The following is a 26,224-nucleotide window of genomic DNA, read 5'->3' as shown; positions in this document are numbered from 1 at the left end:
TATCGGAGCTCTAAAAAAATCAAATTCTTCAATAATTTAGCGCGAAGGAATTCTTCGTTTCAAAGCAAGAATAGCTTTCTGGACCTCTGCTTTTCCCGCCTGCACTGTGTTCATGAAATCTCACCCGCAAATGATGGATGCCATGGCCAAGGATACGCTTTTTTTGATCGCCCCCGGTTTTGAGGACCCAAAGCACCCCGGTGTCCGCTTCGTCTGCCCGCATTGTAACCAGATCGAAGGCCTGCTTGCCGCCTTTCCGGATCTTGCCGCCGGCATCGATATTCACCGAGTCGGTTTTCAGCGCCCGCGCGAGGCGGTCATCGCCGCCGTGGGGGAGGAAAACCAGTCGCTGCCGCTGCTCATCTTTGCTGGCGATGCACCCGGTGACGCGACCGCAAGGGGCGACACGCACTTCATTCAGGACACCAAACGTATTTTGCAAATCCTCGCCGAGCGCCACGGGTTCCCGCAGCTGCATTAAGCTGCCGCACCTCGCATATCGGATTTTTTCGGAGACAGACATGACCTTTTCCCGACGCCAGTTTCATAAAATTGCACTTGCCGCCGGTGCATTCGTGGCGCTTCCGGGCGGTTCTTTTGCCGCCGCCGAAGAGCCGGTTTCGGGCGGCACGCTCAAGATCGTTTATTTTCCCGAGCCGACCCAGCTCGTGGCCATCAATACGAGCGCGGGCGGCCCGCAATTCATCGGCTCGAAGATCTATGACGGGCTTCTGACCTATAACTACGAGCTTTCGCCCAAGCCGAGCCTTGCCAGGGAATGGAGCGTTTCGGCCGACGGGCTGGAATATGTCTTTCACCTGCAGCCAAAGGCGAAATTCCATGATGGCAAACCGGTGACATCGGCGGATGTGGCATTTTCCATCCTGCGGCTGAAGGAGGCCCATCCGCGTGGCCGGGCGACTTTCGCAAATGTCGAGAGCGTCGATACATCCGATCCGCTTGTTGCGAAGGTGAAACTTTCCAAGCCGGCGCCGGGTCTGATCACGGCGCTCGCCTCCTCGGAATCACCTGTTGTGCCGAAGCACATCTTCGAGACCTTCAAACCGACTGATAATCCGAAGCCGGCGCAGATCATCGGTAGCGGTCCCTTCGTGCTGAAGGAATGGGTGCCGGGCAGCCATATTCTGCTGGAGAAAAATGCCGACTACTGGGATACGCCGCGCCCTTATCTCGACCGCGTCATCATCCGCCTCATCAATGATGCGGGCGCACGCGCGGCGGCGCTGGAAACCGGGGAAGGCGACATTGGCCCCAACCCGGTCGCTCTTGCCGATCTGGAACGGTTGAAATCCATCCCGACGCTGAAAGTGGATGACCGCATCTATGCCTATGCCGGCCAGCAGAACCAGCTGGTGATCAATCTTGAGAACGAATATCTGAAGGAATTGAAGGTCAGGCAGGCGATTGCCCATGCCATTGATGTTCCGGCGCTCATCGATACCGTGCTTTACGGTTATGCCGTGCCGTCGCCGACGCCGATCAGCCCCGGCCTTGCGAAGTTCCACAATTCCGATATCGGTTTTGCCAAATTCGATATAGCGCTGGCGGAAAAATTGCTGGATGAGGCAGGCTTTCCGCGCAAGGACGGCGGCAAGCGCTTCAAGCTCAGGGTCACCACCAACCCGTTCAATCCGCAGACCTATTCGGATTTCATCGCGCAGGCGCTGTCGAAGATTGGCATCGAGGCGGATATCCAGAAGTTCGATTTCGGCACCTATGTGAAGGTCGTTTATACCGACCGCGCCTGGGATCTTTCGGTGGAATCCCTCTCCAATACCTTCGATCCGACGGCCGGCGTGCAGCGTGTCTACTGGAGCAAGAATTTCAAGATCGGCCTGCCGTTCTCGAATGCCAGCCATTACGCCAATCCGGAAGTCGACCGATTGCTGGAAGCGGCGGCGGTGGAGCCTGACATCGAGAAGCGCGCCGCCTTCTTCAAGGAATTTCAGGCCGTTGTCGCCAAGGATCTTCCCGTCATCAATCTGGTCTCACCCATCCAGCCGGTCGTCGGCAGCGTTCGCATCAAGGATTATGCGACCGGGGCGGAGGGGCTGAGCGGCAATCTCGCCAAGGCCTGGGTGACGAAGGAGGCGTGAGCCTCCTCACCTTTCGGTTCGTAGAGCGAAGAAGAGGTCATTTCCATGAGCAGAAAATCCGAAAAGCTGGTTCTCAATGCGTTCATCTATCCGGGCGGACATCATGAGGCGGCCTGGCGGCATCCGGACTCGGAGCCCCACCGCGTCACCGACATAAAGCTCTATCAGGATATTGCCCGCAAGGCCGAGGCAGCAAAGCTGGACGCCATCTTCTTTGCCGATGCGCCGGTGCTGGACGCCAATATCCGCTATGCCGCCCGCCACCGGCTGGAGCCTATCACCATGCTTTCGGCTCTCGCCGCCGTCACGGAAAAAATCGGCTTCATCGCCACGGCGTCCACTACCTATTATGAGCCGTATAATCTCGCCCGGCTGTTCGCTTCGGTCGATCATATCAGCGGCGGCCGCGTGGGCTGGAACATCGTGACGACTTCGGCCGATGCTGCGGCCGGCAACTTTAACCTCCAGAAGCACCCGCCGCATGCCGATCGATACCGTCAGGCCATTGAATTTGTCGACGTGGTGACGAAGCTCTGGGATAGCTGGGAAGATGACGCCATCGTCGCAGACAAGGAGAGCGGTCTGTTTGCCGAGACCGACCGCATCCATCCCGCCAATCACGACGGCGAATTTTACCGGGTGCGCGGCGCGCTGAACGTGCCCCGTTCACCGCAGGGACGGCCGGTTTACGTGCAGGCCGGCTCTTCGGAGGAAGGGCGCGGCTTTGCCGCCCATTATGCCGAAGCGATCTTTACCGCGCATCAGACTCTGGAGAGTGCGCGGTCTTTTTACTCCGATATCAAGCGGCGGGTTGCAGCCACCGGGCGCAACCCCGCCCATGTGAAAATCCTGCCGGGCATCAGCCCCTTCATCGCCTCCACGGAAGAGGAGGCGCGCAAGCTGGAGGCTTCGTTCAACGATCTCATCCAGCCGGCCTTTTCGCTCAAGCAATTGCAGCGCATCACCGGCATCGATCTCTCATCCGCCGATCTCGACAAGCCTTTGCCGAAAGAGGCAGTCGAGTCGACGCGGGCGCAGGCGGATAGCAGCCGCCATCAACTGGTTCTCGACGTCATCGACAGGGAGAACCCGACGATCCGGCAATTGCTGCACCGGCTTGCCGGCGGGCGCGGGCACAAGGTGATTTCCGGAACGCCGGAACAGGTGGCGGATTGGATAGAAACCTGGTTCCGTGAGGGCGCGGCCGACGGCTTCAACATCATGCCGCCCTGGCTGAACGGCGGGTTCGATATCTTCGTGGACGAGGTGGTTCCGATCCTGAAACGGCGTGGTCTGTTCCGCGAGGAATATGAGGGTGATACGCTGCGTGACCACTATGGTCTGCCCCGACCGGAGAACATTTACGCGGCCAGAGAGTTGCAAAGGGAACGCGCCTGAGGTGGGACGGGCGTGTTCAGGCGGCGGCCTCAAGAGAGCGCATATCCTCGCGCAACAAAGCGAGTAGAGATGCAACCTCCGGCAGCCGCCGCCTGTCAGGACTGGTCAACAGGTGATAACGGCTGGCGGTCGGCTGCGGCGCGCCGAAGGGGGCGATCAGGCGCCCGGTTTTCAGGTCTTCGGAAATCAGCGAGTGACGCACAAGACCGATGCCGTGGCCGGATGAGATCGCTTCTATCAGTGCGGTCTGGCGTGAAAAACGGGGACCCGTCGCCGAAATCCGGAGTGGAATGCGGCAGGCGCGAAGCCAGTTTGCCCATTCGAATGCCGGGTCCAGACCATTGCCGCGCAGCATCGCAAAGCCGAGATCCCGCAATCGCTCCGGTTCGCCTGCAAGCCCATGGCGGGCTGCGAAGTCCGGAGCACAGACGGCGCTGACCGTGTCGGTGAAAAGTGGCTCATGGATGAAACCCGGAATTTGCGCAGAAGTAGCGACGATCGCGCAATCGGCGTCGAAATGGGTGAGGTCGATGGTTTCACCATCAAGGGATTCGATGGAAAGCTCGACGTCTCCCAGCGCCGGAACGATACTTCCCAGCCGCGGTGCCAGCCAGCGGGCGGCAAAGCAGCCCTCGGCCAGAACCTTCAGCTGCGGTCTGGCGTTCGAAACCATCAGGTCGGAAAGGCTGCCGATCATGGTCTCGAAGGCATCCGCAAGGCCGGGATAAAGTGCGCTGCCGGCATCGGTCAGCAGCAACTCTCCGCGCTGGCGGCTGAAAAGCGGCTGGCCGAGATGGGTTTCGAGAATGCGGACCTGCTGGCCGATGGCAGCGGTTGATACATGCAGTTCCTCCGCCGCCCGCGAGAAGCTGGCGTGGCGGGCGGCCACGACAAAGGCGCGCAAGGCCGTCAGCGGCGGCAGCCGGGAAAGTGTCGGCAGGCGAAAAGCCGTCCGGCTCCCGGCGGGAGCGACAAACTCCGTTCTCATTGCTGTTTCTCCTTTGCCGCCTGGACCTCCGGCATGGTCAGAATACCCGGCCTTCCCTAAGGTGCGTCGTGGTGCCGTTGAGGTAATAATCACCGATGACACGCGCCTTGTGGGCAAGCGGGTTGTGGTTGTAGACGGTGCGGATGTTGCGCCAGTGGCGATCGAAATTCCGATCGCTTGACGTCGCCGAGCCGCCGCCAAGTTCGTAGAGATTGGTGGCGACCGTCAGCGAAAGCTGCGAGGCGATGATCTGGGTGCGGGCGGTGGCGAGCGAGCCTTCCAGCAGGGCTGCCTCTATGGCCTCTTCGTCGCCGGTGGCAAACGCGATGGCGCTGCGGTCGAGCGTTCTGGCCGCTTCACGTATCAGGGTCTTGACGGCGAAAGCGCCGGCGCTGATTTCCCCGAGCATCTTCTGCACGAAGGGATCCTGATTGGCTGTTTCCGCGCTGCTGTGGAGCGTGGTGCGCGCCTGCCGCAAGACATAATCGACGCCGTCCTTGAGCGCGCCCTGAACGGCGCCGGCGGCGGAGGCGGCAAGGTGCAGCTGCCGCATGGCCGAGCTGTGGCGGCCGATCTGGCTGCCGAGCTTGCGGGTCGTCAGCTCATGCGGCAGCACTTCGACATTTTTCAGCAGGACGCCGCCGCTTGCCGTCATGCGCTGGCCCATGCTGTCCCAGTCGTCGAGAATGGTGATGCCGGCGCGATCGAGCGGAATGAGCACGCCGATCGGCTGGCCGTCGTCACCGATGGCGCTGAAGGTGCCGAAATCGGCAAAGGCCGTGCCGGTCGCATACCATTTGCGGCCGTTAAGGCGATAACGCTCACCATCGGCGCTGAGACGCGTGGTGATTTCGCCGGGGCGCTTGGTGCCCTGTTCGGTGCTGGCGCCCGCGAAGAGGTTGCCGGCGAGGACATGTTCGAGATGCCGCCGGTCCTCCAGTTCGATGGGGGAGAGAGCGAGGTTCTCGGTGAAATTGAAATGGCTGCGAAGTGCGTGCGGAATATTGCTGTCGGCTTCGCCAAGGATCATCAGCACCTCGATGTAGTCCGAAATCGAGCCGCCCGGGCCGCCCTTGGCTTCGGGAACGCGCAGCGTGCCGATCTTCGCCTCCTTGATAAGGGCGAAGATGTCGAAGGGAAGTTCCCGCTGGCGTTCGCGACGGGCGGCATCCTTTGCCGCAATAGCCGCAATGTCCTTTGCCCGGGCCAGAATCTCGTCCCGGCTCGGCACGCCGGCATTGTCGGTGGTGGTTGTCTGCAGTTTCGGATTGGACATTGCGGTTTTCCCTGAGCGGATGTGAAGGCCTGCGGCGCGGTCGCGCCGCAGGCATTTGTACTTCTGGACGATCAGGCGACCGCGCGCGGCTTGAGCGCCGGGCGGTGTGCCGGTTCGAGATTGCGCGGCACGCGGCCTTCGACGGGGTGGCTCGGATCGTTGAAGCCCGGCGTCGAGGGATGGCCTGTCGTGACGAGGCTATCGATAAGCGCCTCATCTTCCGCATCGATCTTCACATCGAGCGCACGGACGTAACCGTCCCAATGCTCCTCGGTGCGCGGGCCGGTGATCGCGGCGGTGACGAACTTGTTGTTCAGCACCCAGGCGAGCGCAAAATCCGCCGCCGAAACGCCCTTCGATGCGGCATGGGCCGCGACCTTCTGGGCGATTTCGACCGATTCCGGACGCCATTCCGTTTCCAGAACACGCTTGTCGCCACGGCCGACGCGGGTATCGGCGCCCGGCTGTTCGCCCGGCTGATATTTGCCTGTCAGCACGCCGCGTGCGAGCGGTGAATAGGACACCACGCCAAGGCCATAATGGTTGGCGGCCGGCAGCTGTTCGGCTTCCGCCGTGCGGTTGACGATATTGTAGAGCGGCTGGCTGGCAACGGGCCGGTCGATGCCGAGCTGGTCGGCCAGATGCGAAATTTCAGCGATACGCCAGCCGCGGAAATTCGACACGCCGAAGTAACGCAGCTTGCCTGCATGGATGAGATCGGCGATGGCGCGCACCGGCTCTTCCAGCGGCGCATCGAAGACGGCGCGGTGGAAATAGAGGATATCGATATAGTCGGTGTTGAGACGGCGCAGCGAATTCTCGACGGTCTCGATCACCCACTTCCGGGAATGCCCACCGAGGTTGGGGCCCTTGGTGTGGGAATTGACGAATTTCGTTGCCAGAACCCAGTGATCGCGATTGGCCTTGATGCCGCGGCCGACGACTTCTTCCGACTTGCCGTCGTGATAGACATCAGCTGTGTCGATGAAATTGATGCCCTGCTCGCGCGCCTTGTCGATGATGCGGAAGGCCACGTCATCCGGCGTCGGGCCTCCGAACATCATCGTGCCGAGGCTCAGCGGTGACACTTTCAGCGCGCTGCGTCCGAGATAGCGATAGTCGACCATTATGGTTGCTCCTTCAGTTTATTGGGTATGGTGGCAGGCCACGGCGTGGTTCTTGCCGAAAAGGGTGTAATCCGGCGCTTTTTCGCGACAGAGATCGGTGGCGAGCGGGCAGCGGGTGTGAAACCGGCAGCCGGATGGCGGATCGTGCGGGCTCGGCAGATCGCCGGAAATGGGGGCTGCCTGCTTGCGGCGCGCGGGATCGGGAACGGCTGCGAGAAGCGCGCGGGTATAGGGGTGTTTGGGTGAGGCCCAGAGTTCCGATGTCGGTGCGCTTTCCACGATCTTGCCAAGATACATGACCAGCACGCGGTCGGAGAAATAACGCACCACGGACAGATCGTGGGAAACGAAGAGATAGGAGAGCGAAAGCCGCTTCTTCATCTCCACCAGAAGGTTGAGAATCTGCGCCTGTATCGACAGATCGAGCGCTGAAACCGGCTCGTCGCAGACCACCAGTTCCGGTTCCAGAACCAGCGCGCGGGCAATGCCGATGCGCTGGCGCTGGCCGCCGGAAAATTCATGCGGATACCGGTCGAGCGAATCCGCCGGCAGACCGACCTGCGTGACGATGGCTTCGACGATTTCCCGCTGGCGCGCCCGGTCTCCGATACCGTGCACCTTCAGCGGCCCGGTCAGAATGGTGCGCACGGTCTGGCGCGGGTTGAGCGAGGCGAAGGGGTCCTGAAAGATCATCTGGATGCGGCGGCGGATGCCGCGCAGTTCGGACGATGTCATTGCCGTGACGTCGGCGCCCTTGAAGGTGATCCGGCCGGAAGATGGCTCAACCAGACGCATCAGCGACTTGCCGAGCGAAGACTTGCCGCAGCCGGATTCGCCCACCAGCGCGACGGTTTCGCCAGCCTCGATATCGAGCGAGACGTCATCGACGGCGCGCACGGTGCCGCGCCCTCCCGAATAGTGGGTGGACAGGCTATGCACTGACAAGAGCGCCATCGGGTACCTCCTGGGATGTGGGAGCAACGAAGGGGCAGGCAGCGTAACGGCCTTCCGAAACCTGCCTCAGCGGCGGTACGAATTGCCCGCAAAAGCCGCGGGCGCTCGGACAGCGCGGTCGGAAGGCGCAGCCGCGTTCCCCCGTGGCGGAAACGATGGAGCCTGGAATTTCAATGAGCGGCCCATCGCGATAATGCTGGCCGTCTTCCGCGCGCGGCGAGGCGGCAAGCAGGCCGCGCGTATAGGGATGGTAGGGATTGGAGAAAACCGGTTCCGGCAATCCCTCTTCCACCTTGCGGCCGGCATACATGACCATCACCCGGTCCGCCCATTGCGCCACGATGCCGAGATCGTGGGTGATGAGAATGACGGCCATGTTGAGATCGCGGCGGAGATTGTCGAGCAGTTGCAGGATTTGCGCCTGTATCGTCACGTCGAGCGCCGTCGTTGCCTCGTCGGCGATCAGCAGTTTCGGATTGCAGGCGACGCCGATGGCGATCATGACACGCTGGCGCATGCCGCCGGAAAGCTGATGCGGATAATCATCCACACGGCGGCGGGCGTCGGGAATATTGACCAGTTCCAGAAGCTCGATTGCGCGTTTGCGCGCTTGGTGCCGGTCGATCTTTTCGTGGATGCGCAGTACCTCGATGATCTGCTCGCCGACCGTCAAAACCGGGTTCAGTGAGGTCATCGGCTCCTGAAAGATCATGCCGATATCGCGGCCGCGAATGCCGCGCCATTGCCGCTCGGAAAGCGGTAGCAGCTCGCGGCCTTCGAGCAGAACCCGCCCGCCGGTCTTGGCGTGTGATGGCAGGAGGCCGATCAGGCCGAGCGCTGTCAGGGATTTACCGGAGCCGCTTTCGCCGACGATTGCCAGCATCTCGCCCGGGCTGACATCGAAACTGACGCCTTTGACAGGCTGGGCCGAGCCGAAGCTGACGGACAGATCATGGACTTCAATCAGTTTGCTCATCGGCGTTCCTCCGAAAAGCGGGGGTTGAGCGCATCGTTGAGACCGTCGCTGATGAGGTTCAGCGAAATGACGGTGAAGACGATGGCAAGGCCGGGAAGGGCGGTCAGGTACCAGGCGGTGCGGATGACATCGCGGCCGGACCCGATCATCGATCCCCAGGAGACGCGGTTGGGATCGCCAAGCCCCATGAAGGAAAGGGCTGCTTCCATGAGGATTGCACCCGCCACCATGACGGAGGAAGTGACGATAATAGGCGGCAGCGCGTTGGGCAGGATTTCCTGAAAGACGATCCGCGCATGGCCGTAACCGAGGCTGCGGGCGGCGAGCACATAGTCCTTTTCGCGGATGGCGCGGAATTCCGCGCGGGTAAGGCGTGCCACCAGCGGCCATGTGATGATGCCGATAGCCGATGTGACCGTGGTGACGGAGGGCTGGGCGATGGCGACGAGCACGACGAGCAGCACGAAGTTCGGCAGGGTCTGGAAGATTTCGATCAGCTTCACGAGAATATCGTCGATGACGCCACCGAAATAACCGGCGAAGGCGCCGACGGCGATGCCGATGGTGAGCCCGATCAGCGTCGCCACGACGCCGACGGTGAGCGAGATACGCGCGCCATGCACGATCCCGGCCAGAACATCCCGGCCCATGGAATCGGTGCCGAGCGGATAGGCGGCATTCTGGCCGGGCCAGAGGAACGGGCGGGCCACCATTTCCAAGGGATCACCGGGATAGATCAAGGGGGCGATCAGTGCGGTGATGATGACGGTGGCGAGAAACAGCAGGCCGACGATGGCGTTGGGATTGGTGAGGAAAATCTTCAGTTCCCGCCGCAGGCCGCGCCGAGGCACGGAGACGGAGCGGGCCGAAAGCGCATCCGGTGCGTGGATATAGGGCCAGACCTTTTCTTCCGGCTTTTTCGGTTTGGGATTGGTCTCTTCAGTACCGAGTTCGGCCGTGTCGAGAACCGCTGACGTATGGGAGGAATTCATCGGCTTTCTCCGATGCGGGGGTCAAGCCATGCCTGCAACAGGTCCACGGCCGCATTGACGATGATGACGACGAGGGAAGAGAGGAGCAGAATGCCGAGCAGCACGCTGAAATCGCGCGCCATGACGGCTTCGAAAGCTAGACGGCCAAGGCCGGGCCAGCTGAAGACGGTTTCAACCACGACAGCGCCGCCGAGCAGGCCGCCAATGTGCATGCCGGCCATGGTGGTGATGGGGATGAGCGCGTTGCGCAGGATATGGCGTGTGGTGAGCCTGGTCGGCGAAACGCCCTTGGCGCGGGCCGTGCGCACATAATCCTGCGACTTCACTTCCAGCATCGCCGCGCGGGTGAGGCGGGCATAGATCGCCAGAAAATAAAGCGCCAGCGAAAGGGCGGGAAGAACGATGTAACGTAACCGGTCCAGCAGGGCGGAAAAGCCGGTGAGGCTGCTGCCGATGGTGCTGTCGCCGCCCGAGGGAAGCCAGCCGAGCTTCACCGAAAAGGTCAGGATCAGCATCAGGCCGATCCAGAAGCCCGGCACGGAATAAAAGATCAGCGAGCCGATGGAAATGATCCGGTCCGGCAGCTTGCCGGAAAACAGCGCCATGATGGAGCCGAGGAACACGCCAACGAAAATTGCTATGCCAAGCGCTGCTCCCATCAACGCAAGCGTGCCGGGCAGTCGCTGGCCGATGAGATCAGCAACCGGCATACCGTAACGGGGCGAAAAGCCGAGGCTGAACTGCGCGAGATTGCCGAGATAATTCATCAGCTGGTGCAGAACCGGCAGGTCCAGTCCGAAACGATTGCGGATTTCCGCCATGGTCTCGACCGTCGCCGAACCCGCTTCCGCGGCCAGCACATCGGCGGCATCGCCCGGCGCCAGCTGCAGCAGGAAAAAGTTCAGGATGACGATACCGAGAACCGTCGGAATGGCCTGAATGGCCACCCGCCTCGCCTGCGATAAAATCCTTTTCGAATTCGACATCGGCTCCAGTCCGTAAGCGTGAAATCAGGAAATCGGCCCCGCTGGGGTGTTGGTATTAGTTGACTAATTTTATGGAATTTGTCAAAGAGTAATAGAATTATTTTCTGAAATTTACGAAAATAGGTGCAATAAAGAAAAGATAATTCCTATTTATGAGAATGACTGGTTCTTCATGCCAAGCTCGCTCTCGTCTGCGGAACAAACTTCTTCCTAAGCGCAACTGTTGAGTTTTGTCGGTTTTTCGCCGGTTCAATCAAGGAGAGGGTATCGCATGACTGTTTTCAACCAGACGACGCGGCGTGGATTTCTGCTGGCGTCGGTGGCGCTTGGCGTGGTGTCATTGCCGGGGCTGAAGCTAGAGGCTGCAGAGCCGGCCCGTGGCGGCACGGCCACGCTGCTGATCTCGTCAGAGCCGCCGGTACTGACGACGATCGCGCACACGGCCTATAATTCCGTCTATATATCGCCCAAGGTCACCGAAGGGCTGCTGACCTATGGTTTCGATCTCAATCCCAAACCGCTGCTGGCCAAATCATGGGACGTGAGCGCAGATGGTCTTCGTTATACCTTCAAGCTGAGGCCCGGCGTGAAATGGCATGACGGCAAGCCCTTCACTTCCGCCGATGTGGCATTCTCCATAAACACCATCAAGGAAGTGCATCCGCGCGGCCGCAATACATTCCTGAATCTCACTGCTGTCGAGACGCCGGACGAGCTGACGGCGGTTCTGGTTCTTTCCAAACCCGCGCCGTACCTCATAACGGCGCTCGCGGCGGCCGAAACGCCAATCGTGCCGAAACATCTTTATGAGGGTACGAAGGTTACCGAAAACCCGGTCAATCTCGCGCCTGTGGGCACCGGCCCTTTCAAGTTCAAGGAGTGGGTGCGCGGCAGCCATATCGTTTTCGAGCGCAATGCCGATTATTGGGATGCGCCGCGTCCCTATCTCGACAAGCTCATCGTCCGCTTCATTCCTGACGCTTCTGCCCGCGCAATTGCCATCGAAACCGGCGAGATCGATCTCGCCCCCAGCACGCCGGTCGCCTATAGCGATCTCGACCGGCTGAAGGAACTGCCGAGCCTCGGCTTCGAGACCAACGGCTATCAATATACCAACTCGATCAGCCGCGTGGAATTCAACCTCGAAAAGGACGTGTTCAAGGACGTGCGCGTTCGCCGCGCCTTCGCGCATGTGATTGACCGCAACGTCATCTTCAACACGGTCAATTACGGTTATGGCGCGACGATCACCGGCCCGATCAATCCGAAGCTGACGAAATGGTTCGTGGATGATCTGAAGACCTATCCGATCGATCTGAAGGCGGCGGAAGCGCTGCTGGATGAGGCCGGATACAAGCGCGGCGCGGATGGCATCCGTTTCAAGCTCAATCTGGACTATGTGCCGAGCACCGAGGCCTATCCGCGTGGCGCGGACTATATTCGCCAGGCGCTGGCGAAGGTCGGCGTGGATGTGACGGTGCGGACGCAGGATTTCGCCACCTATACCAAGCGCATCTACACGGATCGCGATTTCGATTTTGCCTATGAGGGCATGAGCAATCTCTTCGATCCGACCGTCGGCGTGCAGCGGCTTTACTGGTCCAAGAACTTCAAGAAGGGCGTGCCCTTCTCCAATGGCGCGGCTTACAGCAATCCCAAGGTGGATGCGCTTCTCGAAGCCGCCGCCATCGAGATTGATCCGGACAAGCGCGTCGCGCAATGGAAGGAAATCCAGCAGATCCTGGTTGAAGACGTGCCGGCCATCGACATCGTCGCGGCACCTGAGATTACCATCTTCAACAAGCGCATTTCCGATCACACCATCGGCGCAGAAGGCGTGGCGGGAAGCCTCGCTTTCGCGCATATCGCTGCATCCTGATCGTCTCGCCAAACCCGGCTCGCCCTTTGGGGCGGGCCGGGATGTCCCTTCAGTCGACAGGCGCCGCAGCATCGCTTTCCGGTGCCATCGTTTTCATTGAGGCCAAAGCCATGAGCACGACACTTTCTGAAATCTGGTACACACGCTGCCCGGTGCCCACCCCAGTAGGGCTGGCGGCACAGCTCGGTTATCTTTCGCAGACCTTCGAGGAGGTCGGCATAGCGCTGAAATCCATCATCGATTCGCCTGACCGTTCCGTTCGCCAGAGCCATTTCAACCACACGCTGGAATGGTCGTTCCGCCACGGCGGCAATGTACCTCCCATCCGCGCCCGCTCGGAAGGGCGCAATACGCGTCTAATCGGGGTTACCTGGACGGACGAGTTTCAGGCAATCATCACCCTGCCGGAAACCGGTATCCGTTCGCTTGCCGATCTCGTCGGCCGCCGTTTCGGTGTGCCGCGCCGGCCGGAAGGCATCGTTGATTTCATGCGCGCGACGGCGCTGAAGGGCATCGTCTCGGCGCTTTCGCTGGAAGGGCTTAAGGTCGAGGATGTCGAGCTCAAGGATATTGTCATCAAGGATTCGGTGCTGGCCTCGCAGGAAGGGCCGTCGCTGTTCGGCCTGAAGCGCCGGCAATCCTTCGGCGAGGAAATCATCGCGCTGCTGCGTGGCGAGGTCGATGCGATTTTCGTCAAGGGAACGGCCGGCATTGCCGCCGCCAACCTGATCGGTGCCGTGCAGGTGGTGGAGTTCGGTTTTCATGCCGATCCGAAGATACGCATCAATTCCGGTTCACCCCGGGTGCTGACGGTCGACGGGCGGCTTGCCGATGAGCGCCCCGATCTGGTGGAGCGGCTGGTTGACGCCATCGCCAGGGCCTCTCTCTGGGCGGAGCAACATCCGGAAGAAACGCGCCGTTTCATCGCGCGCGAGGCCGGCGCGACGGAGGAACAGGTTCTGGCTGCCAACGGAGCTGAGGTTCACCGTCATCTTGGTCTCGGCCTCGATGCCGATCTTGTTGGCGCCGTCGGCCATTACAAGGACTTCCTGCACCAATGGGGCTTCCTTGAAAACGACTTCGATCTTGGCGACTGGATTGACGATCGTTTCGTCACGGCAAATGAAAGGGCGGTGGCATGAGCGTTGCACTTTCCGCCGTTGCGAACACGCCGGCGCAGCGGCCCGATCCCGTTGCCATCGCAACCGTGCTGGCCGGGGATTTCGGCCTGACGGCTGCGGACCACGACAAGAGCGGCGAATTCGCCGCCGGTAATTTCGAGGCGCTTTTCAAATCAGGCCTGCTTGGTCTCGTCACGGCTGAAAAGGATGGCGGCTGGGGCGAGGGCATGGAAACGGCCCATGCCGTCATTACGGCCATCGCCAAGGGCGATCCGTCGACCGCTCTCATTCTCGCCATGCACTACAGCGTCCATGCCGCGATCCGGCGTGGCAAGTGGCCGGCAGCACTTGCTGCAAAGGTACTGGCCGCCAATAGCACGGAGCCGGCGCTTTTGAACAATGCGCAGGCGGAGCCGGGTGTCGGTTCGCCGGCCCATGGCGGCCTGCCGGAAACGACGGCGCGGATCGAGGGCGATGTCTGGGTGGTCAATGGCCGCAAGAGCTTCGTCACCGGCCTGCCGGGTCTGAAATGGGCGATCGTGCTTGCCGTGACGACGGAAGAGACGCCGCGCCTCATCCAGCTTCTGGTGCCGCTCGATGCGGCTGGTATCGCCGAGGAAAAAGCGTGGGAAGCGACCGGCATGTACGCCACCGCCAGCCATGATCTGGTGCTGGAAGAGGTGAAGGTGCCGCTTGCCGACGTCGTTGCCGAACAGCCGGCGGATGAGCCGCTGCGGCGCGATGAGGCAGATGGTTATAATTTCTTCGTGCTGCTGGCTTCCGTCTACCACGGTGTCGCGCTTTCGGCGCGGGACGATCTGTTGAGCCATCTGAACGGCCATGTTCCGGCAAGCCTTGGCGCACCCCTGTCCTCCATTCCTCGGATTCAGGAAGGTCTCGGTCAGATCGAGGTGCTGCTGGCGGCGAACCGGCGCCTCCTTCTCTCCGTCGCCCGCGACGTCGATGCGGGCGAGAGGGTGGGAACCGATGCGCTCGCCGTTCGCCATGTGGTGATCGACAATGCGGTGGCGGTGACGGATCTGGCGCTGGAGCTTGGCGGCAATCGCGGCCTGCGCCGGGACTACAACCTTGAACGCCATCACCGCGATGCCATCACGGCAAGGGCACATGCGCCGCAGAGCCATATGATCCGTACGATTCTTGGCCGTCAGAGCATCAAGGCGGCGGGTGGCTGATCAATGAAGCAACAGGGCGGCCTTGTCTGGGGCGGGCCGCCCATGTTCAAGCCACGCCAATCAATCCCGCAGCAGCGGCAGCAAGCTGTCGCCCTGCCTTTCGATTTCCTTGAGATAGGGCGTGTCGGAAAGCACGAAATGGGTGATGCCCAGCGCGCGGTATTTACGCAGTGACGCGGCGACATCCTCCGCCGAACCGACAAGCCATGTGGTTCCCGCACCGCCACCGCCGAATTTGCCCGGCGCGGTATAAAGATTGTCGTCCAGCACGTCGCTTTGACGGTGCAAATCCAGCAGACGGCGCTGGCCGACAGCTACGGCCTGAAGGTGGTCGTTCCAGCGTACGCCACTGTTTGCGGCCATCTCGGCAACTTTCGCTTCCGCATCTTGCCAAGCCTTGGCCGTGGTTTCGCGTACCAGCGTGGTGATCCGCAGGCCGAATTGCAGCGGCGGCAGATCGCGGCCGAGCTTTTCACTGAAGTGCCTGAGCCGCTCGATCCGTTCGCGCACGCCGGCAAGCGGTTCTCCCCAGAAAAGCTGCACATCGGCCTCGGTTGCGGCAACCTGCTCGGCTGCTTCGGAAGCGCCGCCGAAATAGAGTTTGGGATGCGGTCGGCCTTCGCGTGCGGTGATACGTGGCGAGACGGTGGAGTTCGTCACCCGGAAATGGTCGCCATTAAACGTGACGTTTTCCTCGGTCCAGAGCCGCCGTACCAGCCGCATGAATTCTTTCGTGCGCGCATAACGCTGCGCCTGATCACCTTCTTCGTCGCCATAGGCGGCAAGCTCATCCCTGCCGGAGACGATGTTGATCCGCACCCGGCCGGCGGAAAGCTGATCGAGGGTGGCAGCGGCCGATGCGAGGTTGGCCGGCTTCCAGTAGCCGGGACGGATAGCGATCAGCGGCTCGAATGTGGTGGTGCGCGCCGCAAGCGCCGCCGCCACCGTAAATGTATCCGGACGTCCCCAGCCGGTGCCGATCAGCGCGCCTTTCCAGCCATGGGTTTCAAGCGCCCTGGCATGGCTCGTCAATGTCTCGAGACTGTTGTGGTTTTCGCTGACGGCGTCGCCCCGGTGGCCGGGTTTGACGTCATTGGGGATGTACCAGAGAAATTCGCTCGTGCTGCTCACATTATCCGCCTGAATTTTCGTTTTATGTTGCGGTGGAATGGCCCTGCCGACGCTTTGCCTTCACCACTTGGGGCTCGCGGAGGCGCAAGCCTCCGCTGGTGCGAGAATGGCAAAGCGGCGGCGGTCCGGCGAAGCAGCGACGTTTCTTTTGTCATCCGGCAGAGGAAAAGCTTTCCGTCTGGAAAGACTATATTGCACATATTTTCTATATAAAAAATTTGAGGAAATGATTCCCTGCGATCGACATTATCTCCGTCGGTGGGAAAGCATTTTCTGCGCTACCGAAATTGTCTGGATTGATTTTTCTCGTGCGTCCGAAAGGTGAGCAAGGCAATAGTCGACTGGAATCGCGAAATTCACCATGCTTGCCACACACCGCCCATAACTCACGGAGCAGGCATGTGTACCACCTTGATTGTCCCTGGCCTGAATGGTTCGGATGAAGGACATTGGCAACGGCACTGGTTGCTGGATGATCCCGAAGCGCAACTGGTCGATCAGGACAATTGGCAATGCCCGGTTCTCGAGGACTGGCTCGACCGTCTCGAGGCAGCGCTGGCGACAGTCGACAGCGCTTATATCGTCGCCCACAGCCTCGGTTGCCTGCTGGTGGCGAATATGGGGGCTCGACCCTCTGCCGCCAAAATCAAGGGCGCGCTTCTTGTCGCACCTGCCCATCTCGACCGCGTGGAGGCGATGCATCCCTGCATCGTCAGGTTCGGTGCCTTTCCGCAGCAACCGCTTGCTTTCCCCAGCCTCGTCGTGGGCAGCATGAACGATCCCTATATGGATTCCGAAGAGCTCTCGCGCAGTGCGAGCCTGTGGGGCAGTGGCCTCATCAATCTCGGTCCCGTCGGACATATCAATATTGCCAGCGGTTACGGACGATGGCCTGAGGGTTATGCTCTTTTCGAGCGGTTGAAGGCAGATGGCGCACCTTCAAAGGCGGTGGCGGGATCGAGGCTGCGCAGACTGACTGCCCTGGGCGACGCGCATTTTTAGAGAAAGATCGGGTTTTTCCAGCCTTCCTTGCTAAACGGGATGGATAGCGGTCGGTTTATCGCTCTTTTCGATTTTTGGCATCATTTACAACCTTTGGAAGTTTTATTGGCAATTTTTACGGACGGAATTTTGAATTTCTCCTGAAGATTGTTTTTGAGTGGTCGCATTTATTTTCTACAGAAAATATAGAAAAGCGTTTCTTCGCTCCGGACGGTTTTGTCGTCACCTTTCATTGGTCATCAAATCAGGGAAAGGGGTAAGGAAATGTCCAGAATCAAGCTTGTAACGTCGGCTCTCGGCGGATTGTTTTTGTCGGCGATATCGTTGGCCACGGCTGGAGCATCGGAAGCGCTGGTCACGGCCGACTGGCTGAAGGAGAATCTCGACAATCCGAAAGTGCGGGTCTTTGAAGTCAGCGTCGATACGGGCGTCTATGAGCGCGGGCATATTCCGGGCGCAGTGAACCTCAACTGGCATACGGATCTCGTTGACAAGGAAAAACGCGACATTGCCGCGCGTGAGAATTTCCAGTCCCTGCTGCAGAAAGCCGGCGTGGGTGACGATACGACGATCGTTTTATATGGCGACAACAACAACTGGTTTGCCGCCTGGGGTGCGTGGATTTTCGAAACCTACGGTCTTGGCGACCGCGTAAAGCTGCTGGATGGTGGCCGCAAGCTTTGGGAGGCGCAGGGCCTGCCTTTCGACACATCCGCACCGGCAACGGCCGAAACGAAACTGAAACTCGCCGAGCCCGACACCTCGGTCCGGGCGCGCTTTGTCGACGTCGTTGCGGTGGCCGAGGGCAAGCACAACATCAAGCTGGTGGATATCCGTTCGGCGGATGAATATTCCGGCAAGATTTTCGCGCCGGATGGCGTCAAGGAGCTATCCGTCCGTGCCGGTCACATCCCCGGCGCCGTCAATGTTCCGTGGGGCACAATCGTCAACAAGGATGGAACCTTCAAATCGGCAGAAGAGATCAAGGCGATCTATGCCGAGAAGGGCATCGACGGCTCGGCTCCCGTCATCACCTATTGCCGCATCGGCGAGCGCTCCAGCCACACCTGGTTCGCGCTGAAGAAGATACTCGGTTACGACGTCCGCAATTATGACGGTTCTTGGACCGAGTACGGAAATGCGGTCGGTGTTCCCATCAGCAATCCGACGGGAACGGTCTGGACGGGCAAATAAGCCTCCACTGCCTTCACCATAGGGCCGGTGCGTCGGGTGGCGCACCGGCATTTATTCTTCCGACATCGCCGGTATTCCATGCATTTGATCCTTTCCCGCCTCGCGGCGCTTGCCATTTTATGCGCCCTGACGGTCGCTGCTTATCAATTGGGGCTGCTTGAGAATGGCAGGCCGCTTGCATTTTCCCTTCTGGCCGGCGCCGCTTTCGGCATCGTGATGCAGCGCGGACGGTTCTGCTTTCTCTGCAATTTCCGCGATTTCATCGACGACAGGCGTTCGGACGGTGTTGTGGCCATTCTTGTGGCACTGCTGGCGGGCGTGGTGTTTTATCAGGTCGTCACCGCGGCGTGGATGCCGGTGCCGCAACCCGGCCGCCTGCCGCCCAATGCACATATCGGCCCCGTCGGCTGGATTCTGGCGTTGGCTGCGAGCGTCTTCGGTTTGGGCGCAGCACTTTCCGGCTCCTGCCTGTCCGGGCATTTTTACCGGCTGGGCGAGGGGGCTTTCGGTTCCGTGCTTGCCATAGCCGGGGCGGGACTTGGTTTCCTGCTGGCATTTCTCAGCTGGAATTTTCTCTATACGGTCAGCATTTTTGACGATCTGCCCATCTGGTTGCCGCATCATCTTGGATACGGCCCGGCGCTGCTGGTTGCCTGCACTGTGTTGGCCATTCTGATCCTACTCGTTCTGTTTTTCGATAAAATCGAGCCCGCTTCATCGACTGCCGCCACGGGAAGCCGGCTGCAGCAGGCGCTCCGAAGCATTTTCGTCGAACGCTGGCCGCCCGTCATAACCGGCGTTCTTGTCGCGGCCATCAGCGCCTTTTCCTATTTCCGTGTCGCACCGCTCGGAGTGACGGCCGAACTCGGCAGCATCGTCAGAACGACCGGGGCTGCGGCGGGCTGGGTGCCGGAAACGCTTGCGGGATTAGACACGGTGGGGGGATGCATCAGCGCCGTTAAAACAACGATCCTGTCGCCGAACGGTGTTTTCGTCCTGGGACTGATGTTTGCGAGTCTGGCGTCCGCGCTGTCAGCGGGGAAATTTCAGCCCGCATGGCCTTCCGCCGGTGGGTTGGCGACACGGTTTGCCGGTGGCGTACTGATGGGCTGGGGTGGCATGACCGCGCTTGGCTGCACCATTGGCGTGCTTTTGTCAGGCATCCACGCGGGCGCGCTTTCCGGCTGGGTATTTCTCGTTTTTTGCGGTTTGGGTGCATTTGCCGGCCTTTTTCTCAAGCGCCGGTTTGCCTTGCCATGAGACCGGATGCTTGAAATTTACCACCATCGTTAGATGAGGCGGCGATGGCCCATTCTCGGCGGCCGGAAACGGATTTTTTCCCGTCGCCGCAACCTTAGTCCACATTTGCCGGTGATCCTCCAATTATAGAATAGTAATTTTATGGAAAATATTGACGATTTCGGACCGTCGCCCGAGGATAAGGGAATTGAGCAAAGGAGGCGCACATGCCGCAGGGACTTCATGCGTTTACTTTCGATCTGTTCGGTTTGACCCGGCGCCAGCCGCGTAGCGAGGAACAGGTTAGTCTTCATCCTCTGGATCATTCCGGACGCATCAGGCAGGAGAAAAGCGATCTCGAACTCGAAAGGGAAGAGATCTGCGAAATGAACTTTGCGATGCTCGGCCTTTATCCGGTCTTCTGACGATCATTAACGAAGGCTCCTTTTCCCTTCGGAGCGCGGTTTATCGGGGAGAGAAACTCTCTTCGCCGGGTGGAAATTGGAACAAAATTTCTTAAACGCGCCGGGGAATTGGCTACCCTTTTATCATCAAGCCGCATTGCCCGAGGGCAGATTGCAAAGGACCTGCCGATGAGCACACCCGATAAGCCACTCGATTTTCTGTGGTTCATACCCACCTCAGGCGATGGCAGCTATCTCGGCTCAGACGATCTTTCGCGTCCTGCCGATCCCGGCTATTTCCGGGAAATAGCCCAGGCCGCTGATCGGCTCGGTTATTCAGGCGTGCTCATTCCCACCGGCGTTGCCTGTGAGGAATCCTTCATCCTTGCGGCCAATCTTGCCGCCTATACCGAAAAGTTGAAATTCCTGGTCGCCATCCGTCCGGGCGTCGCATCGCCCGCTTATTATGCGCGGCTTGCTTCCACTCTCGATCGCGTTTCCCATGGCCGGCTGCTGCTTAATATCGTGGTCGGCGGCAGCGCCCAGGAACTCGCCGGCGATGGCATTTTCCTGCCCCATGACGAGCGTTACGATCACGCCGGGGAGTTCTTCCAGGTGTTCAATTCGCTGATTGAAACCGGCAAGGGAAACCTCGACGGCAAATATATCAAGGCGGTGGACGCAAAACTCGGCCTGCCGCCGGTGCAGGAACCGCGACCGCCTATTTATTTCGGCGGCTCCTCCGATGCCGGCATCGAGTTTTCGGCCGGTATCACCGACAAATACCTGACCTGGGGTGAACCGCCGGCGCAGGTGGCTGAAAAAATCGCCAAGGTGCGCGCCGCCGCCGCCAAAAAAGGGCGAGAGGTTACCTTCGGTATCCGGCTGCATTTCATCGTTCGCGAAACAGACGAGGAAGCGTGGGTCGATGCCGACCGGCTGATCTCGAAGCTTTCCGACGAAACCATCGCATCCGCTCAGGAGGTCTTCTCCAAGGCTTCGGATTCCGTTGGGCAGGCGAGAATGCAGGCGCTGCACAATGGCCGGCGCGACCGGCTGGAAGTCTCCCCGAATTTGTGGGCGGGCATCGGTCTTGTCCGTTCGGGTGCAGGCACGGCGCTGGTCGGTTCGCCGAAGACGGTGGCGGCGCGGCTCAGGGAATATCAGGCGCTGGGCATCGATACCGTCATCGCCTCGGGTTATCCGCATCTGGAAGAAGCCTATCGGCTATCCGAACTGCTGTTTCCGGAAATCGGGCTCGGTGGGCCCCGTAACCAGATACGGTCCTCTTTCGGCGCGAAACAGGTTTTCGGCGGTGGCGGTCATGGCGGTAACGTCAAGCTGGTGTCCGGATCCTGATTCATCGGCGGGAGGCGGCTTATGCCTTCTTCCGTTTCGGCAGACATCCTTGCGGCGCAATGAAATCAGGCAACGGCATATAAGACATTATTTCTATAGAATATTATCAATATGGAAAACGATGTCTATTTCACCCCCCGCCATCGCTGCTAGCTATTGAACAATTCAGCTGTTTTCAGGAGCAACCCGATGACATTGCAATATGCGGCCAAGGATCAACACTTCATCAATCTCCGCGACCCGGTTGGCGGCAAGTCGGCGGATGCCGACAGCCTCAAGGCGGCGTTGAGAACGCTGGGCGGCGGTGTCAGCGTGATTACGGCGGGTGAGGGTGACGAGCGAACGGGAGCGACCGTGACTTCGGCCACCGCTTTGTCGGTCGATCCGCCGCGCATTCTGGTAGCGCTCAACCGTTCCTCGTCAACGTGGCCGGTGGTGCAGCGTTTCGGTCATCTTGCCGTCAACATCATCGGAGCGAACCATCAGTTCATTGCCAATCAGTTTGCCGGCATCGGTGGCCTGAAGGGCCCGGATCGGTATCGCGGCGCTGAATGGACACGGCTGTCGAGCGGCGCGCCCATCCTCGAAGACGCGGTTGCCGCGATCGATTGCACCATCGAAGAAACGATCGAACGGCACAGCCATGTCATCGTCATCGGCAAGGTGGAGGCGATCCGCATCGGCTCCGGTCATTCGCTGCTCTATCAAAACGGGCGTTATCATTCTCTGGACTGAGCGCCGGCCATTCGGCGCTTTCACTTTGTCATTCTTTGAGGGAGTTGAGCATGGGATCCGTCACGCCTCTCGGCGAAAGACTTCGTTTCGTTCCTCCACGCCTCGGCGCGGATATCGATGTGCTGACCGTTGCCCGGACGATCGCCGAAAACTGCGCCGTTGAAAGTCCCGGGCAAATCCATGCGCGGATCGCCCGTTCCGGTCTTCTTGCTCTTTCCGTTCCAACGGAACTCGGCGGAGCGGATATCACCAATGATGTTCTTTCACAGGCGCTTGCCATCATTTCCGCAGCCGATGCGGGGGCGGCGCATGATCTCGTTGAACATTTCACCGCCCTTGAATTCATCAGGAACGCGGGTAGCGAAGACCAGCGCAAGGCGCTCTTCGCCCGTCTTGATCTTGGCGAGACCTTCGCGCTGGCAATATCTGCCGCTGATCTGGATCAGGCGGTTGTGGTGACGGAAGACGACTACGCCCTGCGGCTGCCCGATGAAGTCGCGGGGTCGGTCAAGGTCGATGCGGACTGGATCGTTGTGCCGGCTGTCAACACGGCCGGACAGCCCCTGCTTGTCGTCCTGCGCAATCGCCCCAATACGTCATGGGAGGGTCTCTTGCGCGCCGATCAGGTGGTGTTCCTTGCCCAGGGCGCCGGGAACCTGGCCGCTTCCGTTTCCGCCCTTTTGAAAGCCGCAGTGGCTCTGGGGCAGAAGCAGCGTGAGCTTTCCGTTCTGCTGATCGACAGACTGGCGGACGAGGGCGCAGCGCGGCCCATGATAGGTGAAATATTTCTCGCCATCGAACTCCTGAAGGCGCAGATAACAAGCCTTGCGGCCAATATCGATGCGGCGCAGGTGGGGGCGGAGAATGTCACCTTTCGTTCGGTCCGCAACAATGCCATCACGCTTGAAATCCTGATGGCGCGCCTCGGTCTTGTCGAAGGCGTCAGCGAAGCCGGGCTGATCGCGTCGCTGGACAGTGATCTGCGCAGGCAATAAGCGACGCTCTGTCGTGGAACCCGAACGAAGGGCCGTGCGAAATCCTATTCGCCGGCCGGAATAGAACGGGCATCCTGCCCGTCCTTTGCCACGAATTGCGCAAGCGTCATATTGTCCAGAATGGTTGCGATGGCGTCACGCACGTCCGTCATCGAAACCCTGACCTGACAGGTCTCGGGATCATCACAGTCGTCACAGGCTTCAAAGGCCGTGCGACTTGCGCAGCGGATGGGAGCCAAGGGTCCATCCAGCGTACGGATAACTTGCCCGATCATGATTTCGGATGGCATTTTCGACAGTGAATAACCGCCATTCGGGCCCTTCTTGGAGCGCAGAATGCCGCTATTGCGCAGTTCCAGAAGAATAGTGTCCAGGAATTTTTTCGGGATGTTGTTGCGGGTCGCAATCTCCGTCACGAAGGCGGTCTCGCCCTGAGGCAACCGCGCCAGATCGACAAGAGCCTTTAATCCGTATTTGCCTTTTTTGGTCAACATCGCACGATCCGAAAAGAGAGTCGGCACAGTTTACAGTGCCGGGCCGTATTATTCCTTACTTACTAAGTAGTTTTTAGCGAATTCCGGCGCAAGCCCGTTTCGTCCGGGTTTGGTGCTGAAAGCGGCCTGTTGCAGCCTTTTTGAGACTAGGTCCCCCGCTTTGCCGGCACGGGCTTTCGAAAACATCACTGAAAACAATATTTTCTCTGATCGTGCCGCAACGTGGAACGATCATCCTTTATTAGAATATAAAATCGGTAGACAAAGTATGCATCAAAGACGCGAGGTGATGATGTATACGCTCAGTTTGCTGGACAAGAGCCCGGTTTCAACGGGGGAGGACGCCGCGAGCGCGTTCCGCGACACGATCAATCTTGCCAAACGCGCCGAAGAGTTGGGTTATCGCCGTTTCTGGGTGGCCGAACATCACAATTCGCCGGAGCTTGCCGGTTCCGCGCCGGAGGCGCTGGTTGCATGGATACTGGCGAAGACTTCCCGCATCCGTGTTGGCTCGGGCGGCGTCATGCTGCAGCACTATAGCCCTTACAAGGTTGCCGAGGTTTTCAACGTCCTGTCGTCGCTTGCACCCGGCCGGGTCGATATCGGCATCGGCAAGACACCGGGCGGGTTGCCGCTTGCGACGTCGGCCTTGCAGCAGGCCCATGATCCCGCCCGCAAGCCGGATTTCGAAACGGCCTTCGGCGAACTCACCACATTTTTATCGGGCGCCGCGCCGCAGGATCATGCACAGGCCGGGCTGCAGGCAACACCTGCGCCGCCGGTCGCGGCAGAGAGATTTCTGCTCGGCGCCAGCCCGGAAAGCGCAAGGCTTGCAGCTTCAAGGGGATGGAATTTCGTTTTTGCCGGCCACCTCAATGGTGATCCGGAGGTTCTTCGCCGCAGCCTCTCGGCTTTCCGGGAGGAGAGCGGTGGAACGGCCCCGATCCTTGCCCTGTCGGCTTTTGCGGCCAGCGATCCAGCCCATGCGGCGAGACAGGTCGAAGGTCAACGCATCTACCGGGTATTCCTCAGCGACGGCAGGGCGTTCAACCTCGGCCGCCGCGAACAGGCGGAGGAATTCGCCCGCCAGTCCGGCGATACCGATTATCGCATCGAAGAGCGCAAGCCCAACGTCCTGCATGGCGGGCCGGAGGATATTCACAAGGCGCTTCGTGCGCTTTCCGAAGAGCACGGCATCGAGGAATTCATCATCGAACCGCCCCATGTCGGGGCTGATCAGCGGCTTGCCTCGGTCGAACTCTTGGCCCCACATCGCCTTTCCCGGGCGGCATAATTTTCTCTCAGGAGGGAATGACATGACGAGAAAGAAAATCCGTTTCGGCATCATGCTTCAAGGTCCCGGCGGGCACATGAATGCCTGGCGGCACCCCAAAAGCCCTGTCAATGCCAGCGTCAACTTCGACTTTTTCAGAAAGAACGCGCTGAAGGCGGAAGCAGCCGGCATCGCCTTCGCCTTCGTGGCGGATGGGCTTTACATCAACGACAAGTCCATTCCGCATTTCCTCAACCGGTTCGAGCCGCTGACGGTCCTTTCGGCGCTCGCCGCCGTCACCTCGAAGATCGGCTTGGTGGGAACCGTTTCGACCTCCTATAGCGACCCCTTCACCATTGCCCGCCAGTTTGCCTCGCTCGATCTTTTGAGCGGCGGCCGTGCCGGGTGGAATGCCGTGACGACACCGCTCGAAGGCACGGCGAAAAATTACAGCCGCAATCACCCCGAACATGCGCTGCGTTACGAGATCGCCGACGAATACCTCGAGGTTATCAAGGGCCTGTGGGACAGCTGGGACGATGACGCTTTCCTGCGCAACCGCGAGACGGGACAGTTTTTCGACCGCGCCAAACTCCACACCCTCGGCCACAAGGGCCGCTTCTTCCAGGTGGAAGGCCCGCTGAACATCCAGCGTTCTCCACAGGGTCAGCCGGTGGTGTTCCAGGCAGGCTCGTCCGATGCCGGCATCGGTCTTGCGGGCAAACATGCGGATGCGGTCTTCACCAATTCCGCTTCGCTGGATGAAAACCAGACCTTCCTCAAGCGCGTGAAACAGAGCGCCGTCGCGCAGGGCCGGTCCGCTGCCGATGTGAAGATTTTCCCCGGCATCGGCCCGATCGTTGGCGAAACGCAGGAGGAAGCGGAGGCGAAATACGACGTCATCCGCAACCTCATCACTATCGAGGATGCGCTCGCCTATCTCGGTCGCTTCTTCGATCATCATGATTTCAGCGCCTATCCGCTGGATGAGCCTTTCCCCGAACTCGGCGAGATCGGCAAGAACAGTTTCCGCTCGACGACCGACCGCATCAAGCGGCGGGCCAAGGAAAAGAACCAGACGCTGCGCGAGGCGGCGCTGGAGGCTGCGACCCCGCGTGAAGGCTTCATCGGCACACCGGACAAGGTGGCCGACGAGATCATACGCTGGGTGGAACACGATGCGGCCGATGGCTTCATTCTGGGCTTTCCGGTGATTGCCGAGGGACTGGATGATTTCATCCGCCTCGTCATTCCGGTGCTGCAGCGGCGCGGTTATTTCGATCCGCATCTGGAAGGCGCGACATTGCGTGATCATCTCGGTCTGCCTTTTCGGGAAAGCGTCTATGCCGGCGGCGAAAACGCGTCTGACAAGGCCATCGCCTGAGCTT

General features: G+C 60.0%; 24 protein-coding genes. 15 read left to right on the top strand and 9 right to left on the bottom strand.

Features of this window, described 5'->3' with window-relative positions:
• Nucleotides 1-130: 130 nt before the first annotated feature.
• The 3 genes from MRBLRC7O_RS16675 to MRBLRC7O_RS16665 are packed head-to-tail and all read left to right on the top strand — an operon-like array spanning nt 131 to nt 3,515.
• A complete protein-coding gene (locus MRBLRC7O_RS16675) occupies nt 131-481 on the top strand; it encodes a DUF3088 domain-containing protein (RefSeq protein ID WP_080865082.1) in 351 nt (116 codons plus the stop codon).
• Between the two features lie 40 nt (nt 482-521).
• Nucleotides 522-2,117 carry an ABC transporter substrate-binding protein gene (locus MRBLRC7O_RS16670; RefSeq protein ID WP_080864818.1) on the top strand — a complete coding sequence of 532 codons (1,596 nt, stop codon included), beginning with the start codon at nt 522-524 and terminating at the stop codon, nt 2,115-2,117.
• 45 nt (nt 2,118-2,162) lie between these two features.
• Entirely contained in the window at nt 2,163-3,515 is a 1,353-nt protein-coding gene (locus MRBLRC7O_RS16665) for an LLM class flavin-dependent oxidoreductase (RefSeq protein WP_020813158.1), read from the top strand.
• A 16-nt stretch (nt 3,516-3,531) separates the two neighbouring features.
• Here the strand turns inward: MRBLRC7O_RS16665 and MRBLRC7O_RS16660 are convergent, their stop codons facing one another.
• The 7 genes from MRBLRC7O_RS16660 to MRBLRC7O_RS16630 form a co-directional block, all read right to left on the bottom strand.
• Nucleotides 3,532-4,503 carry a LysR substrate-binding domain-containing protein gene (locus tag MRBLRC7O_RS16660; protein WP_020813159.1) on the bottom strand — a complete coding sequence of 324 codons (972 nt, stop codon included), beginning with the start codon at nt 4,501-4,503 and terminating at the stop codon, nt 3,532-3,534.
• Between the two features lie 37 nt (nt 4,504-4,540).
• Complete coding sequence (locus MRBLRC7O_RS16655; protein WP_020813160.1) at nt 4,541-5,779, bottom strand: acyl-CoA dehydrogenase family protein; 1,239 nt, start codon at nt 5,777-5,779, stop codon at nt 4,541-4,543.
• A gap of 71 nt (nt 5,780-5,850) precedes the next feature.
• Complete coding sequence (locus tag MRBLRC7O_RS16650; protein ID WP_060724862.1) at nt 5,851-6,906, bottom strand: aldo/keto reductase; 1,056 nt, start codon at nt 6,904-6,906, stop codon at nt 5,851-5,853.
• A gap of 18 nt (nt 6,907-6,924) precedes the next feature.
• Complete coding sequence (locus MRBLRC7O_RS16645; protein WP_080864821.1) at nt 6,925-7,860, bottom strand: ABC transporter ATP-binding protein; 936 nt, start codon at nt 7,858-7,860, stop codon at nt 6,925-6,927.
• Nucleotides 7,838-8,836, bottom strand: a complete 999-nt coding sequence (locus MRBLRC7O_RS16640) for an ABC transporter ATP-binding protein (RefSeq protein WP_003506916.1) — start codon at nt 8,834-8,836, stop codon at nt 7,838-7,840. The genes MRBLRC7O_RS16645 and MRBLRC7O_RS16640 overlap by 23 nt, the downstream gene beginning before the upstream one ends.
• The gene (locus MRBLRC7O_RS16635; RefSeq protein WP_003506910.1) at nt 8,833-9,828 is read right to left on the bottom strand and encodes an ABC transporter permease; all 996 of its coding nucleotides are present in this window, start codon (nt 9,826-9,828) and stop codon (nt 8,833-8,835) included. The genes MRBLRC7O_RS16640 and MRBLRC7O_RS16635 overlap by 4 nt, the downstream gene beginning before the upstream one ends.
• Nucleotides 9,825-10,814, bottom strand: a complete 990-nt coding sequence (locus MRBLRC7O_RS16630; RefSeq protein ID WP_367727498.1) for an ABC transporter permease — start codon at nt 10,812-10,814, stop codon at nt 9,825-9,827. Before MRBLRC7O_RS16630 ends, MRBLRC7O_RS16635 begins: the two co-directional genes overlap by 4 nt.
• Nucleotides 10,815-11,085: 271 nt before the next feature.
• On the opposite strand from MRBLRC7O_RS16630, the gene MRBLRC7O_RS16625 reads away from it, so the two are divergent.
• From MRBLRC7O_RS16625 to MRBLRC7O_RS16615, 3 genes are all read left to right on the top strand, one after another.
• On the top strand, nt 11,086-12,693 hold the full coding sequence (locus MRBLRC7O_RS16625; protein ID WP_020808992.1) for an ABC transporter substrate-binding protein: 1,608 nt from the start codon (nt 11,086-11,088) through the stop codon (nt 12,691-12,693).
• A 110-nt stretch (nt 12,694-12,803) separates the two neighbouring features.
• Nucleotides 12,804-13,835, top strand: a complete 1,032-nt coding sequence (locus MRBLRC7O_RS16620; RefSeq protein WP_031233451.1) for an ABC transporter substrate-binding protein — start codon at nt 12,804-12,806, stop codon at nt 13,833-13,835.
• Nucleotides 13,832-15,010 carry an acyl-CoA dehydrogenase family protein gene (locus tag MRBLRC7O_RS16615; RefSeq protein ID WP_003506903.1) on the top strand — a complete coding sequence of 393 codons (1,179 nt, stop codon included), beginning with the start codon at nt 13,832-13,834 and terminating at the stop codon, nt 15,008-15,010. Before MRBLRC7O_RS16620 ends, MRBLRC7O_RS16615 begins: the two co-directional genes overlap by 4 nt.
• A 60-nt stretch (nt 15,011-15,070) precedes the next feature.
• Here MRBLRC7O_RS16615 and MRBLRC7O_RS16610 read toward each other — a convergent pair whose 3' ends face one another.
• Entirely contained in the window at nt 15,071-16,141 is a 1,071-nt protein-coding gene (locus MRBLRC7O_RS16610; RefSeq protein ID WP_020808990.1) for an LLM class flavin-dependent oxidoreductase, read from the bottom strand.
• Nucleotides 16,142-16,540: 399 nt separating this feature from the next.
• Here MRBLRC7O_RS16610 and MRBLRC7O_RS16605 point away from each other — a divergent pair, with 399 nt between their 5' ends.
• The 7 genes from MRBLRC7O_RS16605 to MRBLRC7O_RS16575 all read left to right on the top strand — a co-directional run bounded on the left by MRBLRC7O_RS16605 (nt 16,541) and on the right by MRBLRC7O_RS16575 (nt 23,069).
• Complete coding sequence (locus MRBLRC7O_RS16605; protein WP_020808989.1) at nt 16,541-17,143, top strand: alpha/beta hydrolase; 603 nt, start codon at nt 16,541-16,543, stop codon at nt 17,141-17,143.
• 264 nt (nt 17,144-17,407) lie between these two features.
• A complete protein-coding gene (locus tag MRBLRC7O_RS16600) occupies nt 17,408-18,337 on the top strand; it encodes a sulfurtransferase (protein ID WP_020808988.1) in 930 nt (309 codons plus the stop codon).
• Nucleotides 18,338-18,415: 78 nt separating this feature from the next.
• Nucleotides 18,416-19,597, top strand: a complete 1,182-nt coding sequence (locus tag MRBLRC7O_RS16595) for a YeeE/YedE family protein (RefSeq protein ID WP_364653171.1) — start codon at nt 18,416-18,418, stop codon at nt 19,595-19,597.
• Nucleotides 19,598-19,803: 206 nt separating this feature from the next.
• On the top strand, nt 19,804-20,001 hold the full coding sequence (locus MRBLRC7O_RS16590) for a hypothetical protein (RefSeq protein WP_003506893.1): 198 nt from the start codon (nt 19,804-19,806) through the stop codon (nt 19,999-20,001).
• A 168-nt stretch (nt 20,002-20,169) separates the two neighbouring features.
• Nucleotides 20,170-21,339 carry an FMNH2-dependent alkanesulfonate monooxygenase gene (gene ssuD, locus MRBLRC7O_RS16585; RefSeq protein WP_020808986.1) on the top strand — a complete coding sequence of 390 codons (1,170 nt, stop codon included), beginning with the start codon at nt 20,170-20,172 and terminating at the stop codon, nt 21,337-21,339.
• A 189-nt stretch (nt 21,340-21,528) separates the two neighbouring features.
• Complete coding sequence (locus tag MRBLRC7O_RS16580) at nt 21,529-22,074, top strand: flavin reductase family protein (protein WP_003506889.1); 546 nt, start codon at nt 21,529-21,531, stop codon at nt 22,072-22,074.
• 50 nt (nt 22,075-22,124) lie between these two features.
• On the top strand, nt 22,125-23,069 hold the full coding sequence (locus MRBLRC7O_RS16575; RefSeq protein WP_020808984.1) for an acyl-CoA dehydrogenase family protein: 945 nt from the start codon (nt 22,125-22,127) through the stop codon (nt 23,067-23,069).
• 44 nt (nt 23,070-23,113) lie between these two features.
• On the opposite strand, the gene MRBLRC7O_RS16570 is transcribed toward MRBLRC7O_RS16575, so the two are convergent.
• Nucleotides 23,114-23,563, bottom strand: a complete 450-nt coding sequence (locus MRBLRC7O_RS16570) for an RrF2 family transcriptional regulator (protein ID WP_003506886.1) — start codon at nt 23,561-23,563, stop codon at nt 23,114-23,116.
• A 289-nt stretch (nt 23,564-23,852) separates the two neighbouring features.
• On the opposite strand from MRBLRC7O_RS16570, the gene MRBLRC7O_RS16565 reads away from it, so the two are divergent.
• Nucleotides 23,853-24,857: an LLM class flavin-dependent oxidoreductase gene (locus MRBLRC7O_RS16565; RefSeq protein ID WP_020808983.1), complete on the top strand. Its 1,005-nt coding sequence runs from the start codon at nt 23,853-23,855 to the stop codon at nt 24,855-24,857.
• Between the two features lie 22 nt (nt 24,858-24,879).
• Nucleotides 24,880-26,220, top strand: a complete 1,341-nt coding sequence (locus MRBLRC7O_RS16560) for an LLM class flavin-dependent oxidoreductase (RefSeq protein WP_367727497.1) — start codon at nt 24,880-24,882, stop codon at nt 26,218-26,220.
• Nucleotides 26,221-26,224 lie beyond the last annotated feature (4 nt).

Source organism: Agrobacterium radiobacter (genome assembly GCF_040801995.1).
In the GTDB taxonomy this organism is placed as follows: Bacteria; Pseudomonadota; Alphaproteobacteria; order Rhizobiales; family Rhizobiaceae; genus Agrobacterium; species Agrobacterium radiobacter.
Note: the sequence above shows the minus strand (reverse complement) of the source record. Positions and strands in the feature narration are given on the sequence as shown.